Annotated in this window: 16 protein-coding genes; 3 read left to right on the forward strand and 13 right to left on the reverse strand. The window is 64.7% G+C overall.

All coding sequences use genetic code 11. The features are described from left to right. Nucleotides 1-41 precede the first annotated feature (41 nt). The 10 genes from Y88_RS04835 to Y88_RS04880 all read right to left on the reverse strand — a co-directional run bounded on the left by Y88_RS04835 (nucleotide 42) and on the right by Y88_RS04880 (nucleotide 13,113). The gene (locus tag Y88_RS04835) at nucleotides 42-1,400 is read right to left on the reverse strand and encodes a spinster family MFS transporter (protein ID WP_008066793.1); all 1,359 of its coding nucleotides are present in this window, start codon (nucleotides 1,398-1,400) and stop codon (nucleotides 42-44) included. Nucleotides 1,401-1,456: 56 nt separating this feature from the next. Then, complete coding sequence (locus Y88_RS04840; protein ID WP_018075356.1) at nucleotides 1,457-1,969, reverse strand: aminomethyltransferase family protein; 513 nt, start codon at nucleotides 1,967-1,969, stop codon at nucleotides 1,457-1,459. Then, entirely contained in the window at nucleotides 1,962-4,838 is a 2,877-nt protein-coding gene (locus tag Y88_RS04845; RefSeq protein WP_008066795.1) for a 2Fe-2S iron-sulfur cluster-binding protein, read from the reverse strand. Before Y88_RS04845 ends, Y88_RS04840 begins: the two co-directional genes overlap by 8 nt. Continuing rightward, nucleotides 4,838-5,083, reverse strand: coding sequence for a sarcosine oxidase subunit delta (locus Y88_RS04850; protein ID WP_008066796.1), 246 nt, complete (start codon nucleotides 5,081-5,083; stop codon nucleotides 4,838-4,840). The genes Y88_RS04845 and Y88_RS04850 overlap by 1 nt, the downstream gene beginning before the upstream one ends. 16 nt (nucleotides 5,084-5,099) lie before the next feature. Next, nucleotides 5,100-6,380, reverse strand: coding sequence for a sarcosine oxidase subunit beta family protein (locus Y88_RS04855; RefSeq protein WP_008066797.1), 1,281 nt, complete (start codon nucleotides 6,378-6,380; stop codon nucleotides 5,100-5,102). A 92-nt stretch (nucleotides 6,381-6,472) separates the two neighbouring features. Continuing rightward, the gene (locus Y88_RS04860) at nucleotides 6,473-7,753 is read right to left on the reverse strand and encodes a patatin-like phospholipase family protein (protein WP_018075354.1); all 1,281 of its coding nucleotides are present in this window, start codon (nucleotides 7,751-7,753) and stop codon (nucleotides 6,473-6,475) included. Nucleotides 7,754-8,008: 255 nt separating this feature from the next. After that, on the reverse strand, nucleotides 8,009-9,148 hold the full coding sequence (locus Y88_RS04865; RefSeq protein ID WP_008066800.1) for an NAD(P)/FAD-dependent oxidoreductase: 1,140 nt from the start codon (nucleotides 9,146-9,148) through the stop codon (nucleotides 8,009-8,011). Next, complete coding sequence (locus tag Y88_RS04870) at nucleotides 9,145-10,623, reverse strand: FAD-dependent oxidoreductase (protein WP_008066801.1); 1,479 nt, start codon at nucleotides 10,621-10,623, stop codon at nucleotides 9,145-9,147. Before Y88_RS04870 ends, Y88_RS04865 begins: the two co-directional genes overlap by 4 nt. Further along, nucleotides 10,620-11,876: a cystathionine gamma-synthase family protein gene (locus Y88_RS04875; RefSeq protein WP_008066802.1), complete on the reverse strand. Its 1,257-nt coding sequence runs from the start codon at nucleotides 11,874-11,876 to the stop codon at nucleotides 10,620-10,622. The genes Y88_RS04870 and Y88_RS04875 overlap by 4 nt, the downstream gene beginning before the upstream one ends. Then, a complete protein-coding gene (locus Y88_RS04880) occupies nucleotides 11,866-13,113 on the reverse strand; it encodes an aromatic ring-hydroxylating oxygenase subunit alpha (RefSeq protein ID WP_008066803.1) in 1,248 nt (415 codons plus the stop codon). Before Y88_RS04880 ends, Y88_RS04875 begins: the two co-directional genes overlap by 11 nt. A 193-nt stretch (nucleotides 13,114-13,306) precedes the next feature. On the opposite strand from Y88_RS04880, the gene Y88_RS04885 reads away from it, so the two are divergent. Continuing rightward, nucleotides 13,307-14,350, forward strand: coding sequence for a LysR family transcriptional regulator (locus tag Y88_RS04885; RefSeq protein ID WP_232280915.1), 1,044 nt, complete (start codon nucleotides 13,307-13,309; stop codon nucleotides 14,348-14,350). A gap of 7 nt (nucleotides 14,351-14,357) precedes the next feature. Here Y88_RS04885 and Y88_RS04890 read toward each other — a convergent pair whose 3' ends face one another. From Y88_RS04890 to glpK, 3 genes are all read right to left on the reverse strand, one after another. Further along, the gene (locus Y88_RS04890) at nucleotides 14,358-15,161 is read right to left on the reverse strand and encodes a hypothetical protein (protein WP_232280916.1); all 804 of its coding nucleotides are present in this window, start codon (nucleotides 15,159-15,161) and stop codon (nucleotides 14,358-14,360) included. 134 nt (nucleotides 15,162-15,295) lie between these two features. Next, nucleotides 15,296-17,752 carry a TonB-dependent receptor gene (locus tag Y88_RS04895; RefSeq protein ID WP_008066808.1) on the reverse strand — a complete coding sequence of 819 codons (2,457 nt, stop codon included), beginning with the start codon at nucleotides 17,750-17,752 and terminating at the stop codon, nucleotides 15,296-15,298. Between the two features lie 235 nt (nucleotides 17,753-17,987). Further along, nucleotides 17,988-19,481, reverse strand: a complete 1,494-nt coding sequence (glpK, locus tag Y88_RS04900; protein ID WP_018075352.1) for a glycerol kinase GlpK — start codon at nucleotides 19,479-19,481, stop codon at nucleotides 17,988-17,990. Between the two features lie 121 nt (nucleotides 19,482-19,602). On the opposite strand from glpK, the gene Y88_RS04905 reads away from it, so the two are divergent. Together Y88_RS04905 and Y88_RS04910 are read left to right on the forward strand one after the other, a co-directional pair. After that, on the forward strand, nucleotides 19,603-21,150 hold the full coding sequence (locus tag Y88_RS04905; protein WP_008066810.1) for a glycerol-3-phosphate dehydrogenase: 1,548 nt from the start codon (nucleotides 19,603-19,605) through the stop codon (nucleotides 21,148-21,150). Further along, the gene (locus Y88_RS04910) at nucleotides 21,143-21,916 is read left to right on the forward strand and encodes a DeoR/GlpR family DNA-binding transcription regulator (protein ID WP_008066811.1); all 774 of its coding nucleotides are present in this window, start codon (nucleotides 21,143-21,145) and stop codon (nucleotides 21,914-21,916) included. Before Y88_RS04905 ends, Y88_RS04910 begins: the two co-directional genes overlap by 8 nt. The last annotated feature ends 130 nt before the right edge of the window (nucleotides 21,917-22,046 follow it).

Consider the following 22,046-nt stretch of genomic DNA (forward strand, 5'->3'; position numbering starts at 1 on the left):
TTGACCCGTTTTTATCCCGACATGACGAAAAGGCAAATCCGTCAAAGTTCGGTCGCAGCAAGCCTTTCCGCCTCGGCCTCGATCCGGCTGATTGCCGCCCAATAGTGATAGGCCGCCCACAATCCGGTCGGCGCGAGCAGCAGAAGAGCAAAGCGCAGCGAGTTCGCGTCTGCACCACCTTGCCCCGCGACATGGTCGGAAACGAAGCCGACGAATTGCGGCGCGACCACCAGATTGGCGATATTGGCCATGAGCAGCGTGACCGCGCTCGCCGTCGCGCGCATCTGCGGCGGAACGACATTGTTGAGCAGCCCGAACGAGGGGCCGATGTAGAAATACATGGCCGGGATGAAAATCCACAGGCACAGCTTCGCCGTCGCCAGATCGTGCGTCCAGTAAACGAAGAACGACGGCACCGTCATCACCGCCACCGTGATCGCCATCATCCACAGGACCCGGCGGGGATTGGCCATCGGGCCGGTCGCCATCAACAGCCCGGTCCCGATCGTGGCCGCACTTCCCGCGATGAGGTGCATCGGCCCCAGAATGGCCCCGGCCTGTCCGGCGGTCAGGTGATAGGCGCGCTGAAGGAAGGTCGGCGTCCACCACATGAGGCCCCAGCCCCACAGCGCCGTCACGGCCCCGCCCATCATCAGGTGCATCGTCGCGGGTTGGGAGAGAATGACTTTCAACGTGCGGGCAAGCGGCACTTTGCGTTCGGCGCGGCGCACGGCGGCCGTGGTTCCCCGCCGCTCGTCACCGTCCATCGCCCCGCGAACCGGTTCGCGGACAGTCACGAAGATCACGATCCCGAGAACGAGCCCCGGAACACCCATGGCAAGGAACGCCGCCCGCCATCCGAAGCTGTCGGCGACCCGCCCGGCCACATCGGCTCCGAGCCAGGCCCCGAGCGATGCCCCCAGCGTCCAGATCGTCATCGCGATGGTCCGCTGACGCGCGCGGAAGCAATCGGCAAGCATCGACGTCGAAGGCGGCGTCCCCCCGCTTTCCCCGATGCCGACCCCGACACGGGCCAACAGCATTTGCGTGAACGTCCGCGACAAACCGGTAAAGACCGTCAGCGCGGACCAGATCACCAAAGCGGCAGCAATGATGTTGCGGCGGCTATAGCGGTCGGCCAGCGCGGAAATGGGAATGCCGATGCTGACATAGAAAATCGCCAGCGCCACGCCGGTCAGCAAGGCCACCGCACTGTCGGTGAGATGCAGATCGAGCCGGATCGACTCCATCACCGTCGTGATGACATAGCGATCTGCGATATTGAGGGCGTAGACGAGCGACAGCAGAGCCAGCACATACCATTGCCGGAACCCGACGGCACCGAGTCCTGCCCAGGAAAACCCGTTGGACGGTGCAGCAGGGAGTTTCGCATGCGTCATTCCCGAGAACTCCCCTTGATCCGCCTCACTTCGTCGCCGTGCCTAATCCTTGATCGTCACGCTGACCAGATGGCGGGCGCAGCGAGCCGTATTTTCCATCCCGCCTTTTCCCATTCGGCAAAGCAATGTTCGGCAAGGCTCGACGGCACGTAGACTTCCGCCACCGCGTCCGGAAGGACATGGACGCAGCACGGGGCGTGACACAACAGCGTCGAGGCGACCGAACCCGGACCGAAGGACGAAACCTCCGCATCGAAAAGCCCCGAGAGCATGAGCAGGCCGCGCCAATCATCGCCCACCAGTCGGACGCGGCGCCATGCCCCACCAAGCGGCGTGATGACGCCCCGTTCGCCCAGTGCAGAGGCGATCGCCCCGCCATCGAAGCCGTCCCCGTCGAGCCACCATCGCCACGGCCCGACGCGAAGGACATATCCAGACCCGACCGGCACTGCCTTTCCCGGCCCCGGCAAGGCAAAGCCGAGAACAGCCTCAAGCCGGGCCACGTCCTCTCCCCGCCAGAGGTCGAGCGCGACGAGGTCATCGGCCGGGGACGGGATCAAGTCAGTCACGATAGCGCACCCCTTCGGGATCGTGGAACATCGGCGGCCCCACCCACACGCGAACGGCCTTGTCCCGCACAGGCGACCAGGCGACCATGATCTCTCCGTGCCGCGCGACGCCGTCGGTCAGCAGGGCAAGGCCGATCCATGCCCCCTCGCCCGCAGCAATGCGCGGCGCAGCGGTCGTTACATGCCCTTGCGGCTCTTCACCGATTTGCATGACCAGCATCGCTCCTTCGGGCAGAGGTTCGTCATCGAGCGCGGTAATGCCGACAAGGTGGCGGCGCCCCGCTGTCTCGCTCAACGCGGGACGCATGAGCCCCTGCCAGCCGACGAACCCGCCCGCCTTACGCAGCATGCCCCCCATCCCGAGGTCGGCAGGCGTGGTCCGCCCGTCGGCTTCGGCACCGATGACCACATGCCCCTTTTCCACCCGCAGATGATCCATGGCATCAAGGCCATAGACACCGCCCCCAGCCTCCACGACCGCCGCATGGAGCGCCTGCCAAACGGGCCCCACGCGATGGGCGGCGACATGGATCTCGAACGCGCGCTCCCCACTGTAGCTTGCCGCCAGCACCCGGACCGGGACACCGGCAATCGTGGCGTCGACGAGCCCCATATGCGCCGGAGCCGCCGCATTGATCAGCCCTGTCAGGACGCGGCAGGCGCTGGGTCCCGCAAGAGCGATGCCCGCCCAGCGTTCGCCGACATCGACGACCGCCGCCCGCGCTCCGTCGAGGAGCACGTCGCGCACATAGGTCCAGTGACGCGCCATACGGGCCGCTCCTCCGGTCGAACTCGTCACCAGCCAGCGATCATGCGCCACACGCCAGACGGTCCCGTCATCCATGACCATGCCGTCTTCGCGCAACATCACGGTATAGCGCCCGCGTCCGACCGCGAGTTTGGAAACCGGCGTTGCACAGACCGCCAGAACCAGCGCAAGCGCGTCAGGCCCGGCGATCTCGAACTTGGCAAGGCTGGAAACATCGACGATGCCGACCCGGTTGCGCACCATCCGCGCCTCGCGCACACTCGCTTCGCCGATAGTCTCTCCCGGTGCGGGATAGGCACGCGGGCGCATCCACACACCCGCCGGAACCCATTGCGCACCCAAGGCCTCGTGCATCGCGGCAAGAGGAAGGCGGCGGATCGGTCCCGCATGATCGCCGCGCATGGTCCCTGCAAATGCGGCCATGGTCACCGGCGTATAAGGCGGACGAAATGTCGTCAGCCCCGCCTCGGGCAAGGCGACACCGCGCAAGTCGGCCATCTGAGCCAGGGCAACCATGGCTCCGGTCTTGCCCTGGTCGGTGCCCATGCCGAGCGTCGTATAGCGTTTGACATGCTCGCTCGAAACGAACCCTTCGCGTTGCGCGAGGGCCAGATCGGCCGTTGTCACGTCATGCTGAAAATCGACGAAAGCCTTGCCCCGTGCTTCCTGTCGCCAGACCGGCCCAGGCCAAGCCGCCCCCGCCGCTCCCAACGGGTCCTCGACAGGGACGCGGCAAAGCGCGTCGGACAGGATCGTCGCAAGATCCCCTTCACCGGTCGCCGCCCCGACGCAGACATGGTTCTGCCGCCCCTCTCCGGGAAGATACGCGTCGCGCACGGGATCGTGTACCAGTGCGCCCCCAGCCTGTCGGTGCAGGTGCAGAACCGGGCTCATCCCGCCCGACATGGCGAGAAGGTCTGCCGCGAACGTCTGCCTGCCCCCGCCGATCGCAGCCTCCAGCCCGACCAGCACACCCTTGCGTCCGCGCGCGGACAGGACGCGGGCATCAGTGTGAACCGGAAAGCGGGAACGCGCAGCGTGAACCAAGGGCCCCACCGGATCGGATCGCGTGTCGAGCACGGCAACGATCGCAACCCCGACATCAGCGAGCGCGAAGGCTGCGCGATACCCGGCATCGTGGGACGTCGCGACGACGGCCCGCTGTCCCGGTGCAACGCCATAACGCGCCGCATAAGTCTGGGCTGCACTCGCCAGCATCACGCCGGGCAGATCGTTCCCGGCAAAGACCAATGGCCGCTCGAGCGCGCCGGTCGCCAGAATGACCCGCTCGCAGCGTAGCTTCCACAAGCATTGCACCGGCCCCGAAGGGACCTGCCCCGGTTCTGCCAGCCGCTCGACCGCCGTGATGAAATTGTCGTCCCAATACCCTGTCGCGGTCGTGCGGAACAGCACCCGGCCTCCGGCTGCACGAATGCGATCGACCATGCCCCGCGCCCACTCTGCACCGGGTACGCCGTCGATGGAAACCGCATGAGCAAGAAGGCTGCCCCCCGGCAGGGCATCCTGTTCGAGCAGAATCACCCGCGCGCCACTTTCAGCGGCCACACAAGCTGCGGCAAGACCGGCGGGACCTGCCCCCACGATGAGCACGTCAGCAAAGGCGGCACGGTGGCAATATCCATCGGGATCGGGCTCGACCGGCGCCTTGCCGAGCCCGGCCGCCCGACGGATCACGCGTTCGTAAAGCATCCAGCGCGACGGTGGCCCGAAGAACGTCTTGTAATAGAACCCCGCCGGGATCAGCCCCGAGAGACGCCCGTTGATTGCCCCGATGTCGAACGAGAGCGAAGGCCACGCGTTCTGGCTTGTCGCCACGAGACCGGGATAGAGAAAGACGTCGGTTGCCCGCGTATTGGGTTCGCGGCGTCCCCCGTCGCCCACCGTCACCAGCGCGCAAGGTTCCTCCACTCCCGCAGCCATGATCCCGCGCGGACGATGGTATTTGAAACTGCGCGCCACCACTTTGACGCCGTTGGCCAGAAGCGCGGCGGCCAGCGTATCGCCTTCCTGCCCCCAGTAGGCCTGCCCGTTGAACGTGAAGGGCACCTTCCCCGCGCGAACGCCCGATCCGTGCCGCATCAGATCGCCTCCACGTCGGAAATCGCGTGAGTGACGCGGTCACGACGCAGCCGCAGCCATTGTCCGCAACCATGGACATGGCTCCAGATCTCGATCTCCTCCCCACGCGGATTGGCGCGGGTATAGAGCCTGCTCATCGCTGTCACGGGCCCGTCATCGAGGCGAACGACACTGTCGAGCGTGCGCTCATAGGCAAATTCCTCCTGCACGCGCGGACCGCAGTGAGGGCATGGGATCAGCATCATCGCAAGCGCCCCCTGTTCAACGGTTCTGCGGCATCGGACCGGCCCCGGCCTCGTCGATGGTCCGCCCTTGGGCAAAGCGAGCAAGGTCGAAGGGCGCGGCGACCGGATGGCTCTCCCCAGTCGCGAGCAGGTGCGCATAGAGCCGCCCGGAACCCGGCGTTGCCTTGAACCCGCCGTAACACCAGCCTCCGTTGAGATAGAGGCCGGGCAAAGGCATTTCACCGATGATCGGGGAGCCGTCGAAACTCATGTCGGTGACCCCCGCCCATGTGCGCAGGATGCGCAGGCGCGCAAAGGCAGGCACGAGCGCGATCGCCTGCGCAATCGACTCTTCCAGCCGGATCGGAGCCCCACGCTGGGCATAGCTTGGAAAGAAATCGGGATCGCCGCCACCGACGATCCCGCCCTTGTCACTTTGCGAGAAATAGCAGTGGAGCGTCTGTGACATGACGACCGTGTCAATCATCGGCTTGACCGCTTCGGTCACCCAGGCCTGAAGCGTATGGCTTTCGATCGGCAGGCGAATCCCGGCAAGCCCGGCGACATGGCCGCTGTTTCCGGCAACACAGATTCCCGTTCGCCCCGCGACAATGTCGCCACGAGTGGTGCGGACCCCGGTCACCCGGTCCGCGTCGCGCAGAAAGCCTGTAACCTCACAATTCTCGATGATGTCGACGCCCAATGCATCGGCCGCACGCGCGAAACCCCATGCCACCGCGTCATGTCGCGCGGTTCCCCCCCGTCGCTGGATCAGGCCCCCGAAAATGGGCCAGCGCGCCTCTTTCGACATGTCGAGTAACGGCACCAGCCGCGCGACCTCGTCGGGGCTCATCAGGTCTGCATCCAGCCCCATCGCCCGCATCGCGTCGCCGCGTTCGGCAAGACGCATCATGTCGGCATCGCTGTGGCCCAGGAAAAGCGCACCGCGTGGCGAGAACATGGTGTTGTAGTTGAGTTCGTCGGACAACCCGTGCCAGAGTTTCAGCGAATATTCGAACAATCGCTGCAATTCGGGCTGGCGGTAATTGGACCGCACAATCGTGGTGTTGCGGCCGGTATTGCCGCCCCCGATCCAGCCGCGCTCCAGAACCGCGACACGCCGGATGCCGTGTTCGGCGGCGAGATAATAGGCCGTCGCCAGACCATGCCCACCCCCGCCGATGACAACGACGTCATAGGATGGCGCAGGCTCTGCCGCGCGCCATGCCCGCCCCCAGTGGCGATGCCCGCCGATCGCGCCCCGCAAAAGCGAGAGAGCCGAATAGCGGGACCAGGCTAGGGAAGCGATGCGCACCATGACAAAACAAGGGGTAAGGTGCAGCAGGCCCGGCGGTCGCGTCTAAAAATGTCATTCCCGCGCGCGAAAATGGCATTGCCCCAAACTGGGCTTCAACGGTTCCATTCGGAAAGCTGTCCGCGCCGCCGCCCATAGTCGAGAAGACAGGCCATGTAGCGCGGATAGAACTGCACCGGATGCATGTCGGCGGTATCGGCATCGTGCCATTCCTTGCACGTCTTCCCGTCATAGACATGCTCGTTGGGCGTCTCGGCAGGCTTGCCGTTTTCGACGATCCCCGCATTGGACAAGGTTGCGTAATCGAGATGCCCGGCATCGTGCATGACCGACGCCACCGAAGCCTGATAGACCTGATTTTCCATCACATCGATCCCACGCAAGGCGAGCGAGACGAGCGACCATTTGTCCTTCGGCGCGCGAGGGGCGTGGCCGGCTGCATCGCTCTCCTGCCACGGCGGCATGGCAAGGCTGGTGTTGACGACCAGAGTGACGGCCCCTTCTCCCCCCGGTGCCCCGCCGACGCGTGCCATGCTTTCCGAAGCGCGGATCTGATCGAGGAACACCCCGAACCGGGCGCCGCCGTCGATATAGAGATGGATGGTGCTGACCTCCGCCGGGGCCGGATCGAATTCGCGGGTCCGCAGGCTGACCGGCTTGGCACCGACAGGCACGGACGAGGACGCCAACAGCGCCTCGACATAGGCACGGCGCACTTCGGTCATGCGCTGGTCGGGCTTTTCCCCGACATAAGCCTTGAGCGCGAGGGCCGTGAGGTCCAGCGCATAACCATGGCCATCGTCGACATCGGTGACACCGACGAAAAGCTTGCGTCCGCGACAGGCTTCGCCCGCGATTTCATCGATCGTTCCCGGCGTGATCAGCTCCAGCAGCCGCTTGCGCAACGGGGCAAGGTTGCCCTTCGACCCTTCGATCAGCATGCCGATGCCGCCGAACGGGACGATGGAGAGAATGTCGCCTTCCTTGCTGATGCTGTAGGCGAGCGCCAGATCCTCGATGTTGGAGCGCCCGCCCTTCAAAGGCGCGCTGTTGTCGGCTCCGGGCAAAGTCTTGGTAGCAAGGCCTCCGATCCAGCCGTATTTCCGGTCGGCCGGGGCCGGCTGGCGCGCCAGGAACAGGAATGTCGATTGCAACGACCCAGTGCTGACCCCGGTCACGACATCGGGTTCAGGGGGAAGTGCGCCGTGATCCTGCAAGCCCAGAAAGAACCCGGCACCAAAAGCGCCGTGAAGGCTGCCCCCGGAAAGAACGACATATTGGGGAGCGCCGCCTTTCCGTGGTGCCACCCCGGCGAACCGGGGCAAGGCGCAGACCGGATCATCACTGCCTTTGCGCAAGCTGACCGCGCCCGCCATGCTCCTTGCAAAAGTGGAGGTCGGTTGCGGATCGTTCGAATCAAAGGAACTCAACCGGCTGGCGGGGATGGCAAGAGGACTGGCCAGTGGCGGGCGCGAATGCGCACAAGCGGCCAGAAGCATGATACTCCCGAGAATGCCAGCTTTCCGAACCTGACCACACAACACCATGAAGCAATCCTCTTACCATCACCGGCGCGGGGAGTAGCATCCATGTTGCAAACGAATATATCCGATTGATCCCTAATCGCTAATTTACCCGGCCGAACTTTCCGCGATCCAGCCCTTTATTTCCCGCCAGTCCGGCGCCACTGCGTCGAAACGCGCGAGCGCCAGTTTCGACAGATCGGTGAAGGTACAGGTCTCCTCGACCACCAGATCGCGCAGCGCGTGTCCGGTCGCGGGCGAAAGGCCGAACCCGACGCCCGACATGGTGGCGATGACCACATTGTCGAGCCGGTCGAGGATCGGGCGTCCATCCGGCGTGTTCTCGACGATGCCCGCCCACGAGCGGATCACGCGACAATGGGCCGCTCGCGGAAAGAGTTCGGCAACGCGCCGGGCAAGGCCGCGCAAAAGCGGCGTGCTCGGTCGCGCGCCCGGCCCCTCCGCACGGGTGTCGATCCATTCGTGCGGTCCGCCGCCAAAGGCGAGATTACCGCGCAAAGTCTGCCGCCCATAGAGACCGTTCCCGTCAACGCCCCCCAACTGCATCAGGGGGAGCGGTTCGGTCACGATCATCTCCGCCCGCGCGGCCGCCAAGGGCACATCGATCCCGAGCGGCGCGAGCAAGCCCGCGATCTGCGGCCCGGCCGCAACGACCAGGGCATCGCATTCGAACCGCCCTTGCGGGGTCACCACGGCACGCGCCCTTCCCCCGGGCGCCTCGATCGCCGTGACCGGGCAATGTTGCACAATGCGCCCGCCATGATCCTGCAAGGCCCAGGCATAGGCCTGAACCGTGCGTTGCGGATTGGCATGACCGCCGAAACGCAAATGGATGCCGCCAAGACAATTGTCGCCCGCGATCGGCACCATCGCCCGCACCTGCTGCGCGTCGAGAGGGTCGACCCGCCAGCCCATCGCGTTGCACATCTCGCCGATATAGAGGTAATGACCGAGCTGCTTTTCGGTGACAGCCATGATCACCCGTTCCGGCCGGAATTCGGTCGGATAGCCGAGCAATTCGTCCATTTGCGGCCACAGGCGCTGTTCCTCGGCAAAGAGGGGGCTCTGGTAATGGCTGGCCCCGCCGCCGTTGCGGCTCGAAGCCTCTGCGCCCACTACACCCTTGTCGAGGACGAGCACGCTGATGCCTTCGCGCGCCAGCCACCATGCGGTGGAAAGGCCGGTCACCCCGGCGCCGATGACGATGACGTCGTATCCCGTTCTCACAGGTGCATGTTCCCGCCCAGTGCCTCGCGATGGCGCGTTTCGGCTTCGGTGCCGATGTCGCGATAGGGTATCCATTGGGTGGGAATGCCGAACCACACGTCCCACCCTTGCGCCATGTCCGCGCGTTCCTGCCAATCGGCGAGAATGCCGAGCGGGACCGGTCGCACCGGCGCGCGCCAGTTTCCGCGCGGCGCCTTTGCTGGCGGCAGATCGGCGGCCAGAGCCAGAAGCAGGGAAACCTGCTCGCGACACCGTCGCCCCTGGCACAGCCCCATCCCGGCGCGCGTCAACCGCTTGACCTGCTCGGGATCGGGCGGCCCGTCATCGAGCAGCGTCGCCAGCGAGCGACACCCCAGCCGCTCGGGCCGCGCGAGATAACGCGGTGGCTGTACCCTCAAAAGATCGGCGCGCGTCACTTCTTCGCACTGGCACACGATCGTCGTCGCCGGGCTCATCGCGATGAGCGCCCGCAGCCAGTCGGCGCGATAGGTCATGCGATCGAACGATCCGGTCCCGCCCGTTGCGGCACCGATGACGGCGATGCCGGGCAGGACCTCGCCTTCCCCGACGACGGCGCCTCCGCGCGAGGGATCGGTCGTGACGACAGCCCCGGCAACTTCGGCAAGCTCGATTGCAGGAACGCTGTCGATCGCCATGACGATGGTGTCGCAGGCGATCGTTCTTGCCTCTCCATCGCCGAGCGGCGCCACGATGATCGCTTCCACGCCATCCGCGCCACCCGTCGCCATCGTCACCCCGCAACCCGTCAGCACGGGAATGCCCGCCTCGACGATCCGGGCCACAAGCGCTGCATCGCCCTGCGGCGCATCGCGCACTTCGACGAGGGCCGCGACATCGAGCCCGCGTGCATGCGCGAGCAAGGCCGCTTCGAGCGCAAGATCACCCGACCCCAGCACCACCAACCGCCGCCCGGAAAAGGCGTCATAGCGCGCCACCAGCATATGGAAGGCCAGAGCCCCCATGACACCCGGCTGATCCCATCCGGGAAAGGCAAGGGCCAGATCGCGCGCACCAGTGGCAAGGACCAAACGGTCGAAACCAACCGTCCATGCCCGCTCTGCATCAGCAAGACCGAGCATGGGGCAAGGAAGCGCGCTGCAATTTTCCCGATTGCGATAGAGCCCCCAGGCACTGGTGCCGAGGCGGACATCGACGCCCGCCTCGAAACACTGCGCAATCATCGGTTCACTCTCGACGAGTTGTTCGACGAGGCGCGCAGGCGACTGGACAGCCGCCGTCGCGCGTCCTCCGAACCACAGGGGAACGTCGCTGCCGACGTCGAGCGCGGACACGGGATGTTCGTCGACGAGCAGAACCCGTTGCCCCGTCCTGGCGGCTTCCAGCGCAGCGGAAAGCCCGGCCGGACCCGCGCCGACAACGACCATGTCGAAATGCTCGTCGGGCGCCGTGATCTTGCCGTCGATCGCGTGGGGATCATGAATGCGTTGCGTCATACCTGCTCCAGCGCCTGGGCGAGATCAGCGATCAGGTCATCGACATGCTCGATGCCGACCGACATGCGGATCGTTCCCTCGGTGATGCCCCCGGCAAGCCGATCAGGTGCGGGAACATTGTAATGGGTGGTGCTTGCCGAATGGCAGGCGAGCGTCTCCGATCCCCCCAGACTGACCGCCAGCTTCACCAGACGCAGCGCATCGAGCAGGCGAAACGCCTCGGCCTCGCCGCCATGGAGATGGAACGAGAACGTCGATCCCGCTCCCTTGCACTGCCGATCGAACACCGCGCGCTGGGGCGTCCCCTCGGGAATGAATCCCAGATAAGTGATCCCGGCAACCTTGGGATGATCGCGCAGGAAAGCCGCGACCGCCGCCGCATTGGTCATTGCCCGCTCCGAGCGGACATGCACGCTTTCAAGCGAGCGCAGGACCAGCCAACAGGTGAACGGATCGCAATGGCTACCCAGCATTGTGCGCAGCATGAGCAGCGGATCGATCACCTCTGCACGCCCGGAAACGCCGCCTGCAAGCAAGTCGCTATGCCCCCCGCAATATTTCGTGAGCGAAGTCATGCACAGATCGACGCCGAATTCGACCGGTCGCTGGGCAAACGGCGCGAGAAAAGTGTTGTCGCACACGACCAGCGGACGACGACCGGTCTGGCGCCCGATCTCTTCGGCGACCGCGACGACCAGCGCGATATCGGTAATCGCGGCGGTCGGATTGGCGGGCGTCTCGATGACGATGAGGCCGAGCGGCCCTTGGGCCATAGCCTTCTGTGCCTGCGCACGGATATGAGTGCCATCGCACCCGTCGAGAATGGGAACTGTGGCGATGCGGAAATGCGGCAGCATCTGGTTATAGAGCGCATCGGTGCCGCCATAGATCGGGCGACTGTGCAACACGCTGTCGCCGGGGCGCAGGTATTGCAGGGCAATGGCGCTGTGCGTCGCCATCCCCGAGGCAAAAACCGCCGCGCGTTCGGCGCCGTCAATCGCGGCCAGCCGGGTTTCCAGCATGGCGAGATTGGGATGGGACAAGCGCGCATAGATGTAATGCGGCTTGCCCGCCTCGGGCCCGGTGCCGCGAAAATAGGCCTCGTGGATGTCTTTGGCCTGCCCTGCACTTTCATAGACGAATGTGCTGCTCAGATAGACAGGAGGTTTCGCCGCGCCACTTGCGCTTGCCGGATCATACCCTCCCGCGATGGCCAGCGTTTCGGGATGGAACCCGCGCGGATCATGCGGCATGGGGCATCGCCCCTTCGCCGGTTTTCGCACTGCCGAGCTTTTCCGCGAGATACTCTTCGGCCCGCGCGCAGTACCAGTCGACAAAGCGCAGCACGAGCACTTCGGCTTCGGGCGAATAGGGTCCCGGCGTATAGCCGGGACTGTCGACCCCGGCCTGGTTGTTCTCGGCCAGATCCTTGTCCTGGATATTGGTCACATGCCACAACTGCGCCATGGCATTGCTGTCATAATCGACGCCTTCGACCGCATCCTTGTGAACCAGCCACTTGGCCGTCACCAGCGTTTCTCTGGGCCCGGTCGGCATGGCCGAAAAGAAGAATACCTGCTCGCCGGTCGCATGGGCAAAGCTGTGGGGTTCAAGTGCCCAGCGCATCGAACCGATGTCCCCGCCGCCCACCGCGCACATCGGCTTGCGCGAAGCGGGGCTGCCGTCCATCGTCATCGATGTCATCCCCGGATTGAGCGGAAAGCGCAGCGCCTGCCACCAGTCTTCGCCGACCGGACCGCAGGGAAGCCCGAGCTCGGCCATGCGCGCCTCGAACCGGGCGGCGTGATCGGCCCCGCCGTAATCGAAATAGGCACTCGCATCGATCGGGAAGGTCTTGGACAATTCGGGATGCGAGCCCTGGCAGTGATAACATTCGCGCCCGTTTTCGAGCACCAGTTTCCAGTTGGCATATTCGACGAGCGTCTCGACCCGCGCCACTTTCGCGTTTTCAAGGTCGTGCGGCCCGAGCAAGGCCTCCATCCCTTCGCGGAATGCATCGAACGCGGGGGGATTGTCGGCAAGGCAGATGTAGATCACCCCCGCGACCACTTCGAGCGCAATGGAGCGCAACCCGTGGGTCGCGGTCTCGAAATCGTCGGGCATGCGCGGCGCGTTCAGGAGTTCGCCGTCGAGCGCATACGTCCAGCGGTGATAGGGGCAGACGATACGCGGCGTGCGCCCCACCCCTTCCTTGCACAGGACCGCCCCGCGATGGCGACAGGAATTGTGGAAAGCCCGGATCGTGCCGTCCTTGCCCCGGATGATGAGGACAGGCCACGGCCCGACCTTGATCGAGGTATAAGAGCCCGCGGTCGGCACTTCGCATGCGAACCCGGCCATCAGCCACGACCGCCCATAAATGGCGTGGAGATCGAAATCGAAGACTGCCGGATCGTTGTACAGCGACTGTGGCAGGCTGTAGCCGGGTCGACGAGTCGCAAAGGCCTGCTTGATTTCCGCCAGATCCACCTGTCATCTCCCCTTCGAGCACGAAGGCTTGGCAAACCCGCACGAGCGCCCCACTCGGTGCGAAGGCTGTTTCGCGCCAAACCCTGAGATGCCAAAGTGATGACATGGGCCCGCGCAGACCGGCGAATCCCATTATGTCATGGCCGCATTCGATTTTTCGGATGGGCTTGGGCGCAAAGATCGGAGAGTACTGTTGACCAGGATCAATGACGGCAGCGACGAAACGGGTCGGGCAGCAACGCCTGCGTCGCGTGTCAAGCGTAACGGAGGCGAAGACATAGCGCCCAACCGCCTGATCAACCGGCGCTGGCTCCCCTTGAACGCCCTGCGCGCGTTCGAGGCGGTGGGCCGCCATCTGAGTTTTACGGCCGGGGCGCAGGCGCTCACCGTGTCGCAAAGCGCGATGAGCCGCCACGTCTCCAGTCTCGAAGACCTGATCGGCAAGGCCCTGTTCGAACGCTCGGCCGGAGGATTGCGCCTGACCCCGGCAGGCGAAGTGCTCTTGCCGGTGGTTTCCAAGTGCCTCGACCGGCTCGAACAGACGATCAACACCGTGCGCAACCGCGAAAGCGAAAGCCGCCCGCTGCGCCTGCACATCCCGCCCTCGCTGCTCTATCAGACCGCGCTGCCCCTGCTGCACGGGTTCAGGCGCGAACACCCCGAGATCAAAATCGACGTCACCACGTCCAACGTGACCGGAACCCCGCCGGGCAATGTCGACATGGCCATCGAATTCGACCGCCCCAATGTCGACGACCGCGTGACCGATCTTTTGTGGATGGTCCGGGTTGCCCCGCTTTGCTCGCCCGCGACGTGGGCCGAGCATCAGGGCAAGACGCTTGAACGCTTTCTCTCCGACGCCGAACTTCTGCACGTAAAGCTCGACAACGAACCGCGCGGCCTGTTGTGGGGCACTTATGCCGACCAGCAGCGCGTGGTGCTCGACACCAGCGACGGGCTCGCCTTTGACACCGCCTATTCGGCGGTACGCTATGCCATGAGCGCCTCGGGCGTCGTGCTTGCCGACATCGACATGTTCGCCGACGAGATCGCGGCGGGCAATCTGGTCATGCCGTTCAACTGCATTTCCGCCGACGGCTACGGCTATTACCTCAAGACCCATGCCGAGGATCTGTCGGACCCGGCAATCTTCCTGCTCCGCGACTGGATCATCCGCCATTTCGCACGCAGCGAAAACAATGGCGAAGACCGCCAGCGCGTCGCAGCGGGGGCGTGACAGGAACCTATCGTCCCATCGGGACCCCGATCACGAACTTGACGATCACGTCATCCTTGTTCGTGCCATAGCCCTTGCCCACCCCGGCATTGAGGTCCCACGCGCCGATACGGGTATCGACGACGAGATAGCTTGCCTGATCGCTGGCCGAGACGGCACCGAAATTCCTGACCGTGCCGATGCCGTTATAGCTTTCGAAGCCGATCGTGGTCGCCCGGGTCAACTTGTAGCCGACCTTGGTGGCAAGCTCGATGTCGGCAGGCCCCTTGGCCGGTCCCGAGACGGCGAAATCGATATTGGTGTTGGCCGCAATGATCCATTTGTCCCCTTCCCAACCGCCGATCAGCTTGATCTCGTTGTTCCAGGGGTTCTGGTCGAGTTTGTGGTCCACGCGCCCGAGTTCGTAGTTCAGGCCATAGAAGAACCCGTGCGAGGTATGGCTGCCCATCCATTTCAGGCGCAGCTTGGCTCCTTCCACCCGAAACGTCCCGGTATGGTCGAGCGTCGTCAGCGGCAGATAGGCCCCAAGCTCGAAATGCCGGTCGAGCGCATAGGCAAATTCGGGCGTCACCCGCAAACGGTGCACCCCGATTTCCGCGCCGGTATAGTCGGGCGTCCGGTCACCTGACGGAACATAGTTCACATGAACGTCGAGCCCCAGTTGATGGAGATCGTTGAACTCGTTCATGTAGACCTGAATTTCCTCGTCGGCGGCATGGGCCGGTGTCGCACACAGCCCTGCCAGAGCGACGATGCCGCCGCCCAGTACCGACCGCACAGAGGTCCCCGCGACCCTTGCGGCACATGTCATTCCACTGCCTCCCCAAGACCGGCGCCATGATGCGCAGCCGGTCTGTCCCCAAGGCGTCCCATGCGCCCGTTTGCCGGTTCAGGCAAGCAGGGGCATGGGGCGCCCGGAAACGGGAAGTCCCGAGAGTGGAGCGATCAGAAGCTCTGCCGCAGCCGCACCCCGATCGTGCGCGGACGCGCCCACGCCACGCGATCGCCGGGCTGATAGACCTTGTAATAAGTCGCTCGCTGCACATCCACGATGCGGACCCCATCGACGAGGTTGTTGCCGTAGATCCCGACTTCGGTCGAGCCGAAATCCCATGCAAGCGAGGCCGACACGTCATGCTGCTGGGGGATGCGGGCATACGTCGAGCTGGCACCGGTCGCGGTCAGAACGCCGTCCGAATAACTCGTCGCCTGCGGGTTGAACGTGGTGAACTGCGCGCTCTGATAGCGATAGGAAAGCTGGGCGTGGAGCGCCTGCCCACCGGCCAGCGGGGTGTCATAAAAGAGCGTCGCGGACGTCTTCCAACGCGGCGAATAGGGCACCTGATTGCCGTCGAACGCGCCCACGGTCGGGATGTTGCCGCTCGCCCGCGCGTCGGTGAACGAGACGTAGCCGCCGATCGTCAACTTGTGAGTCAGCTTTGCCGTCGCCTCGACCTCGATCCCCTTGGAATGGATCGTACCCTTGTTGTCAGTGAAGAAGTACGAACAATCGAGCAGGAGCCGGGTCTGCACATCGCGCCAGTCGATGAAGAAGGCATCGGTGTTGAGCGTGACCTTGCCGCCAGCCAGCTTTGCCTTCTGGCCCAGCGTATAGGACCACAGCTTGTCCGGCCCGAACGTCGCCGGCGCGCTGGAATAGCCATAGGCCCCCAGATTGTTCTTGCAGGTCTGGGCAATGCCACTGTCGCCGATCGGAACCGGCTGGTTCGCGTTGCCATAACGGAAGCCCTTGGCCGCTTCGGCATAGACGATGCTGTCACGCCCGGTCGTCCACGACACGTTGAAGCGCGGATTGACCCCGCTCGACTTGAGGTAGGCGTTCTGGGTCAGCGGCACGTTGTTGACGACGCCATAAGTGCCGCCTTCGAACAGGTAATAGGTCTGGTGGAAATCGAACCAGCGCAGCCCCGCCGAGAGGTCGAGACGATGCGTCAGGTGCCAGGTCGCATCGCCGAAGACCGCAATCTGGCGCTCGTTGGTGTCCTGAAGCCCCGAAAAGATGTCATTGGGCTGGAACGCGGAATCCACCGTCTGCGAATTGTAGAGACCGTCGGACGTCTGCGAATAGGGGCCGTAGAACGCGTTCTGATAGGACAGCGTGTCGAACCCGGCGACGGGAATGTCCTGCACCAGATGGCGGGCCTGCTTTTCCCAGAACATGCCGAGCGTCCAGCGCACCGGCCCGTTGTTGTCCGAAGCCAGCCGCGCCTCGACCATCGAATCCCGGACCCGCTGGTTGATGGTGTACTGCTCATAGGGGATGAGCTTGCTGACCGCCGGGTCGAAGCTGGTCGGCGCGTTGTACAAGGGATAAGTCCCGTTGCCGGTCACCGGCGCGCCATAGGACTGGAAGAAATAGCCGATGGTCGCTTCGGTCGAGTTGACGTAGCCGATCTCGCGATCGGTATGCGCGCCGCTCACGATCAGATGGACGCCACCCAGATCGTAGTCACCCGAAATCTGGTAGAGGCGGAAATTGTCGCGCGTGCCTTCCGGACCGTTGGTGAACGTCGTGTAGTCGGACAACCCGCTCATGCCGATGTTGAGGCCGCGCGCGCTCGAATGTTCGTAGGTGAACGCAGCATCCAGCGTGAATGCGGTTGAAGGCGTCCAGCGCAGTGCGACGCGCGCCTGCTTGGTCGTGTTCGCATTGCGGTTCACCCCGGCATAGGCGCCGACGTTGTCGATATACCCGCCATCGCGACCGATATAGCCGTTGGCGCGCACCGCCAGCACGTCCTTTACCAGCGGCAGATTGATCATCAGGCGCCCGTTATAGCTGCCCGCGCCATGTTCGGTGATCGCGGCTCCCGCCTCGGCGCTGCCGAAAAAGGCGTCGGCCTTGGGCTTGGCCGTGACGAAACGGACCGTCCCCGCCATCGAACCGGCGCCGTACAGCGTGCCCTGCGGCCCGCGCAGCACTTCGACGCGTTCGAGGTCATAGACCTTGAGATCGGGCGTCTGCCCCTGCAGCGAGATCGGCGTATCGTCGAGATAGACTGCGACCAGCGAACGGTCCGAAGTGTCGGACGTGCGATAACCCCCGGTTGCAAGCCCGCGCATGTTAAACTTGTTGAAGCCCGGCGCGCTTTCCGTGATCGAGAGCGACGGGTCGAACTTGCCGAGATCCGACAGGTTGCCCTGTCCGGCGCGCGTGACGTTCTCGATATTGATCACCGACATTGCCAGCGGAACCTTTTCCACCGACACGGCGCCCGCTCGGGTCGCGGTCACGACAATCTCGCCGTCCTGGCTCCCACCCCGAGCCGTTGCGGCTTCTTCCGCCTGTGCCGGAGCGGCAACCGCGGCCAGCCCGACAAGGAGGGCGGCCTGCGCAATGCTGCCAAGCATGCGGGCGGACATGGTGAACTGGTACTGCATCAAAGCCCCTCTTTGTGATCCATCCCGGACGCCTGGCGTCCCAACGCCGCAGAACCGGGACAGGCGGACGGATCGTTCCATCCGGCAAACCAACCATGACAAAAAAGCATGGTTGAATGCGCCGGGCTCATAGGGAGGCTTTGCGACAGGATAAAGAGGGGCAAACGCCGGACTCCCCATTCAGGAGCCCGGCGTGTCCGCAAAACCACAATCGGGAAAGGGTCTTGGCTCTATCTTAACGCCGGGACAGCGTGCGCGAGACCGCGTCCTGCCATCCGGCGAGCAGGGCCGCACGGTGCCCGGCATCCATCGAAGGCACGAACCGCGCGCCCCGGCGCCACGTCTGTGCGAGGGCGTCGAGACCGCTCCAGACACCGACCGCAAGACCCGCGTGGAATGCCGCGCCCAGCGCGGTCGTCTCGAGATGATCGGGACGTTCGACCGGCGTGTCGAGCAAGTCGGCGAGGAACTGGCACAGCCAGTCGTTTGCCGCCATGCCACCATCGACACGCAAGGCCGCAGGCCAGGTCGCCCCGTCGGCGGCCATGGTCGCGGCCAGATCGCGTGTCTGGAAGCCCACCGCTTCAAGCGCGGCGCGGGCGAGATGCGCCTGCGTCGTACCGAGCGTCAGGCCATAGATCGCCCCGCGCGCATCCGGGTCCCAATATGGCGCGCCCAGCCCGGCAAAGGCGGGAACCATGTAGACGCCGTGGGAATCCTCGACCCGCGTTGCCATGTCGTGTGTCTGGCTGGCATGGGTAATCACGCCAAGACCGTCGCGCAGCCATTTGATCGCCGCACCCGCCACGAAAATCGAGCCTTCGAGGGCATAGGCCATCTTGCCATTGAGGCGATAGGCCGCCGTCGTCAGCAACCCGCCGGTCGACTGCACCGCCGTCTCTCCGGTGTTGAGCAGCATGAAGCAACCGGTGCCATAAGTCGACTTGGCTTCGCCCGCCTTGAAACAGGCCTGCCCGAACAAGGCGGCCTGCTGATCGCCGGCCATGCCCGCAATCGGGATTGGCCGGTCGAACAGTCCCGGCGCGGTGGTGCCGAACAGGCGGCTGTTGTCATGGACTTGCGGCAGGATGGCCGAAGGCACGCCGATGAGGCGGCACAGATCCTCGTCCCACTGCTGACGATGAATATCGTAAAGCATCGTGCGCGAGGCATTGGTGACGTCGGTCGCGTGGACCATGCCACCGGTCAGGCGCCAGAGCAGGAAACAATCGATCGTCCCGAAAGCAAGCTCTCCGCGTTCGGCCCGCGCCCGTGCGCCGGGCACGGCATCGAGAATCCACGCGATCTTGGTTCCCGAGAAATAGGGATCGACGACAAGCCCGGTACGGCTCGCCACCATGTCCCCGATGCCATCGGCTTTCAGCTTGTGACAGGTCGCGGCCGTGCGACGGTCCTGCCAGACGATGGCGCGATAGATCGGCTCTCCGCTCGCCCGGTCCCAGACCACGGTCGTCTCGCGCTGGTTGGTGATACCGATGGCGGCAATCGCCCCCGCGGTCAGCCCGGCTGCGGCAATCGCCTCGCGCGCGGTTGCCAGGACGTCGCCCCAGATGTCCTCGGGATCATGCTCGACCCAACCGGCTTCGGGATAGTGCTGCGCAAATTCGCGCTGGGCCGTGGCGACCGGCCGCGCACTGCGGTCGAACACGATCGCTCGGGTCGATGTGGTGCCCTGGTCAATCGCCAGAATGTGTTCGCCGACGCTCATGATCAACCCTCTCGCATTTTCGTTTTATGTTCGTTATAGGCTTTCAGCGTTCGTTTCAAATTCGTTTTGCGAGGCAGGCCCACAAAACCGCCTCCAATCGTCACTTCCGGAGCTTTCCACGATGATCACCGACAGGCAAGCGATGGCCGAACCGGCATGGGACCTGCTGGTCGTCGGCGGCGGCATCAATGGCGCCGGGATCGCTCGCGATGCAGTCGGACGCGGCCTGTCGGTTCTCATGGTCGAGGCCGAAGATCTTGCGCAGCACACCTCGTCCGCCTCGACCAAGCTCATTCACGGCGGCCTGCGCTATCTCGAATACGGCGAATTCCGGCTCGTGCGCGAAGCCCTGATCGAGCGTGAGACGTTGTGGGGCATGGCGCCGCACATCATCTGGCCCTTGCGCTTCGTCCTGCCACAGATGAATTCGCCCCGTCCGGCGTGGATGGTCCGGCTCGGCCTTTTCCTTTACGACCACATCGGCGGGCGCAAGCGACTGCCCGCGACCGAAACCGTCAATCTGGCCCGCTCGCCACTGGGCGCCGGGTTGAAGCCGGGCGCGGGCAAGGCCTTCATCTATTCCGACTGCTGGGTCGAAGACAGCCGTCTCGTCGTGCTCAATGCCATGGATGCCGCCAGCCGGGGAGCGACCGTGCTGACCCGCACACGCCTTGTCTCCGCGCGGCGCCGGGGGGCGCTGTGGGAAGCCGTCCTTGCCGACAGCACCGGCGAGCGAACGGTTTCGGCCCGCGCCATCGTCAATGCCGCCGGCCCCTGGGTCGAAGACGTACTCCAGCGTACGCAGGATCCGGCACAAGGGGGCGCAGCACAAGGGGGCCAGGCCCGCAAGCGCGGCGTCCGCCTCGTCAAGGGCAGCCACATCGTCGTGCCCCGGCTCTATCACGGCGACCATGCGTTCCTGTTGCAGAACCCGGATCGCCGCGTCGTCTTTGCCATTCCCTACGAACGCGAATTCACTCTTGTCGGGACCACCGACGAAGCCTGGCAAGGACCACCCGCCAAGGCGACGATCTCTGAGGCCGAAACTGCCTATCTGATCGAGACGGTCAACCGCTATTTCTCGGCGGACGTCGGCACTGATGACGTGTGCTGGTCCTATGCGGGCATTCGCCCCCTTTACGACGATCATGCCTCCAGTGCTTCGGCGGTGACCCGCGACTACGTGCTCGATCTCGACACCGACGGCGGCGCGCCCCTGCTCAGCGTTTTCGGCGGGAAGATCACCACGTTCCGCAAGCTGGCCGAACATGCGATGGAAAAGCTCAGCGCCCATTTCCCGATGGCGGGCCCGGCCTGGACCGCAGGTGCGGTTCTGCCCGGCGGCGATCTCCCGGGCGGCGATTTCGATGCCTTCGTTGCCGAACTGGCCTCAGAACGCCCCGCGTTTCCGCATTACCTCATCCGCCGCCTTGCCCGTGCCTATGGCTCGCGCGCGGAACAGATTCTGGAAGGGGCCCGCGTTCCGGGTGATCTCGGCCGGGATTTCGGTGGCGGCCTGACCGAAGCCGAACTCGTCTATCTCTACCGCAACGAATGGGCGCGAACGGCCGAAGACGTCCTGTGGCGGCGCAGCAAGCTTGGCCTGCACACCCTGCCCCAGGCAGCGCCGCTCATCGATGCTTTCCTCGCCGGGCTTCACCATGGCTGACCGGCGCGGAGCATCCTCCCGGCGATCGGAAATCCTTGCCTGCGTAAGGCGGGACGGCGAAGTCGACGTGGCCGCGCTTGCCGCCGAACTCGAGGTGACGCCCCAGACGATCCGGCGCGATCTCAACCACCTTGCCGACCGGGGCCTGATTGCACGGGTGCACGGCGGGGCGTCGCTGGGGTCGGGCATCGCCAATGCGCGTTACGAGGAACGGCGCGGCATGGCTGCCGCTGCCAAGACGCGGATCGGAGCCGCCGCCGCCGCACTCGTCCCCGAGGGCGCCTCGCTTTTCATCAACATCGGCACCACCACTGAAGCCGTCGCCCGGCATCTCGTCCATCATGACAAGCTGATGGTGGTCAGCAACAATCTCAACGTCGTCGACTGCCTTGCCGGACGCAAGGAAATCGATGTCGTGGCCGTCGGAGGCCATGTCCGAGCGGGCGACCGAGCCGTGATCGGCGCCCTTGCCGACCAGTTCATCGACAATTTCCGCGTGGACCTTGCTCTCATCGGCACCTCGGGGATCAGCGAGGACGGCGACCTTCTCGATTTCGACGCCGACGAAGTCCTCGTCGCCCGCCGCATCATCCGACAGGCCCGCAAAGTCATCCTGGTTGCCGACAGCAGCAAGATCGGTCGCCCGGCCCCGATCCGGATTGCCGGTATCGACGTCATCGACCACTTCGTCACCGACCGGATCACCAGCGAGCCGCTTCGCGCCGCGCTTGCCACCCATGGCGTTGCCGTGACCGAGACCGATTGACCCCGGATCATGACCGATCAAGATATGCCAATACATTCTGCGACTTGGCAGGCACAGATGTCTGCGTCATGCCCCTGATCGTGATTCGCATTCGCCACATTCGCCACGCCAGCCCGTTGACCGACGGCCT

Source organism: Novosphingobium nitrogenifigens DSM 19370, assembly GCF_000192575.1.
Lineage (GTDB): Bacteria > Pseudomonadota > Alphaproteobacteria > Sphingomonadales > Sphingomonadaceae > Novosphingobium > Novosphingobium nitrogenifigens.

What these genes read in the sequence shown, in the direction of transcription:
- Y88_RS04860 (WP_018075354.1), bottom strand. Translation starts at nt 7,753, where the DNA reads ATGGCGGGCGCGGTCAGCTTGCGCAAAGGCAGTGATGATCCGGTCTGC.
- Y88_RS04835 (WP_008066793.1), bottom strand. Translation starts at nt 1,400, where the DNA reads ATGACGCATGCGAAACTCCCTGCTGCACCGTCCAACGGGTTTTCCTGG.
- Y88_RS04870 (WP_008066801.1), bottom strand. Translation starts at nt 10,623, where the DNA reads ATGACGCAACGCATTCATGATCCCCACGCGATCGACGGCAAGATCACG.
- Y88_RS04850 (WP_008066796.1), bottom strand. Translation starts at nt 5,083, where the DNA reads ATGATGCTGATCCCATGCCCTCACTGCGGTCCGCGCGTGCAGGAGGAA.
- Y88_RS04890 (WP_232280916.1), bottom strand. Translation starts at nt 15,161, where the DNA reads ATGACATGTGCCGCAAGGGTCGCGGGGACCTCTGTGCGGTCGGTACTG.
- Y88_RS04905 (WP_008066810.1), top strand. Translation starts at nt 19,603, where the DNA reads ATGATCACCGACAGGCAAGCGATGGCCGAACCGGCATGGGACCTGCTG.
- Y88_RS04875 (WP_008066802.1), bottom strand. Translation starts at nt 11,876, where the DNA reads ATGCCGCATGATCCGCGCGGGTTCCATCCCGAAACGCTGGCCATCGCG.
- Y88_RS04910 (WP_008066811.1), top strand. Translation starts at nt 21,143, where the DNA reads ATGGCTGACCGGCGCGGAGCATCCTCCCGGCGATCGGAAATCCTTGCC.
- Y88_RS04855 (WP_008066797.1), bottom strand. Translation starts at nt 6,380, where the DNA reads ATGGTGCGCATCGCTTCCCTAGCCTGGTCCCGCTATTCGGCTCTCTCG.
- Y88_RS04895 (WP_008066808.1), bottom strand. Translation starts at nt 17,752, where the DNA reads ATGCAGTACCAGTTCACCATGTCCGCCCGCATGCTTGGCAGCATTGCG.
- Y88_RS04845 (WP_008066795.1), bottom strand. Translation starts at nt 4,838, where the DNA reads ATGCGGCACGGATCGGGCGTTCGCGCGGGGAAGGTGCCCTTCACGTTC.
- glpK (WP_018075352.1), bottom strand. Translation starts at nt 19,481, where the DNA reads ATGAGCGTCGGCGAACACATTCTGGCGATTGACCAGGGCACCACATCG.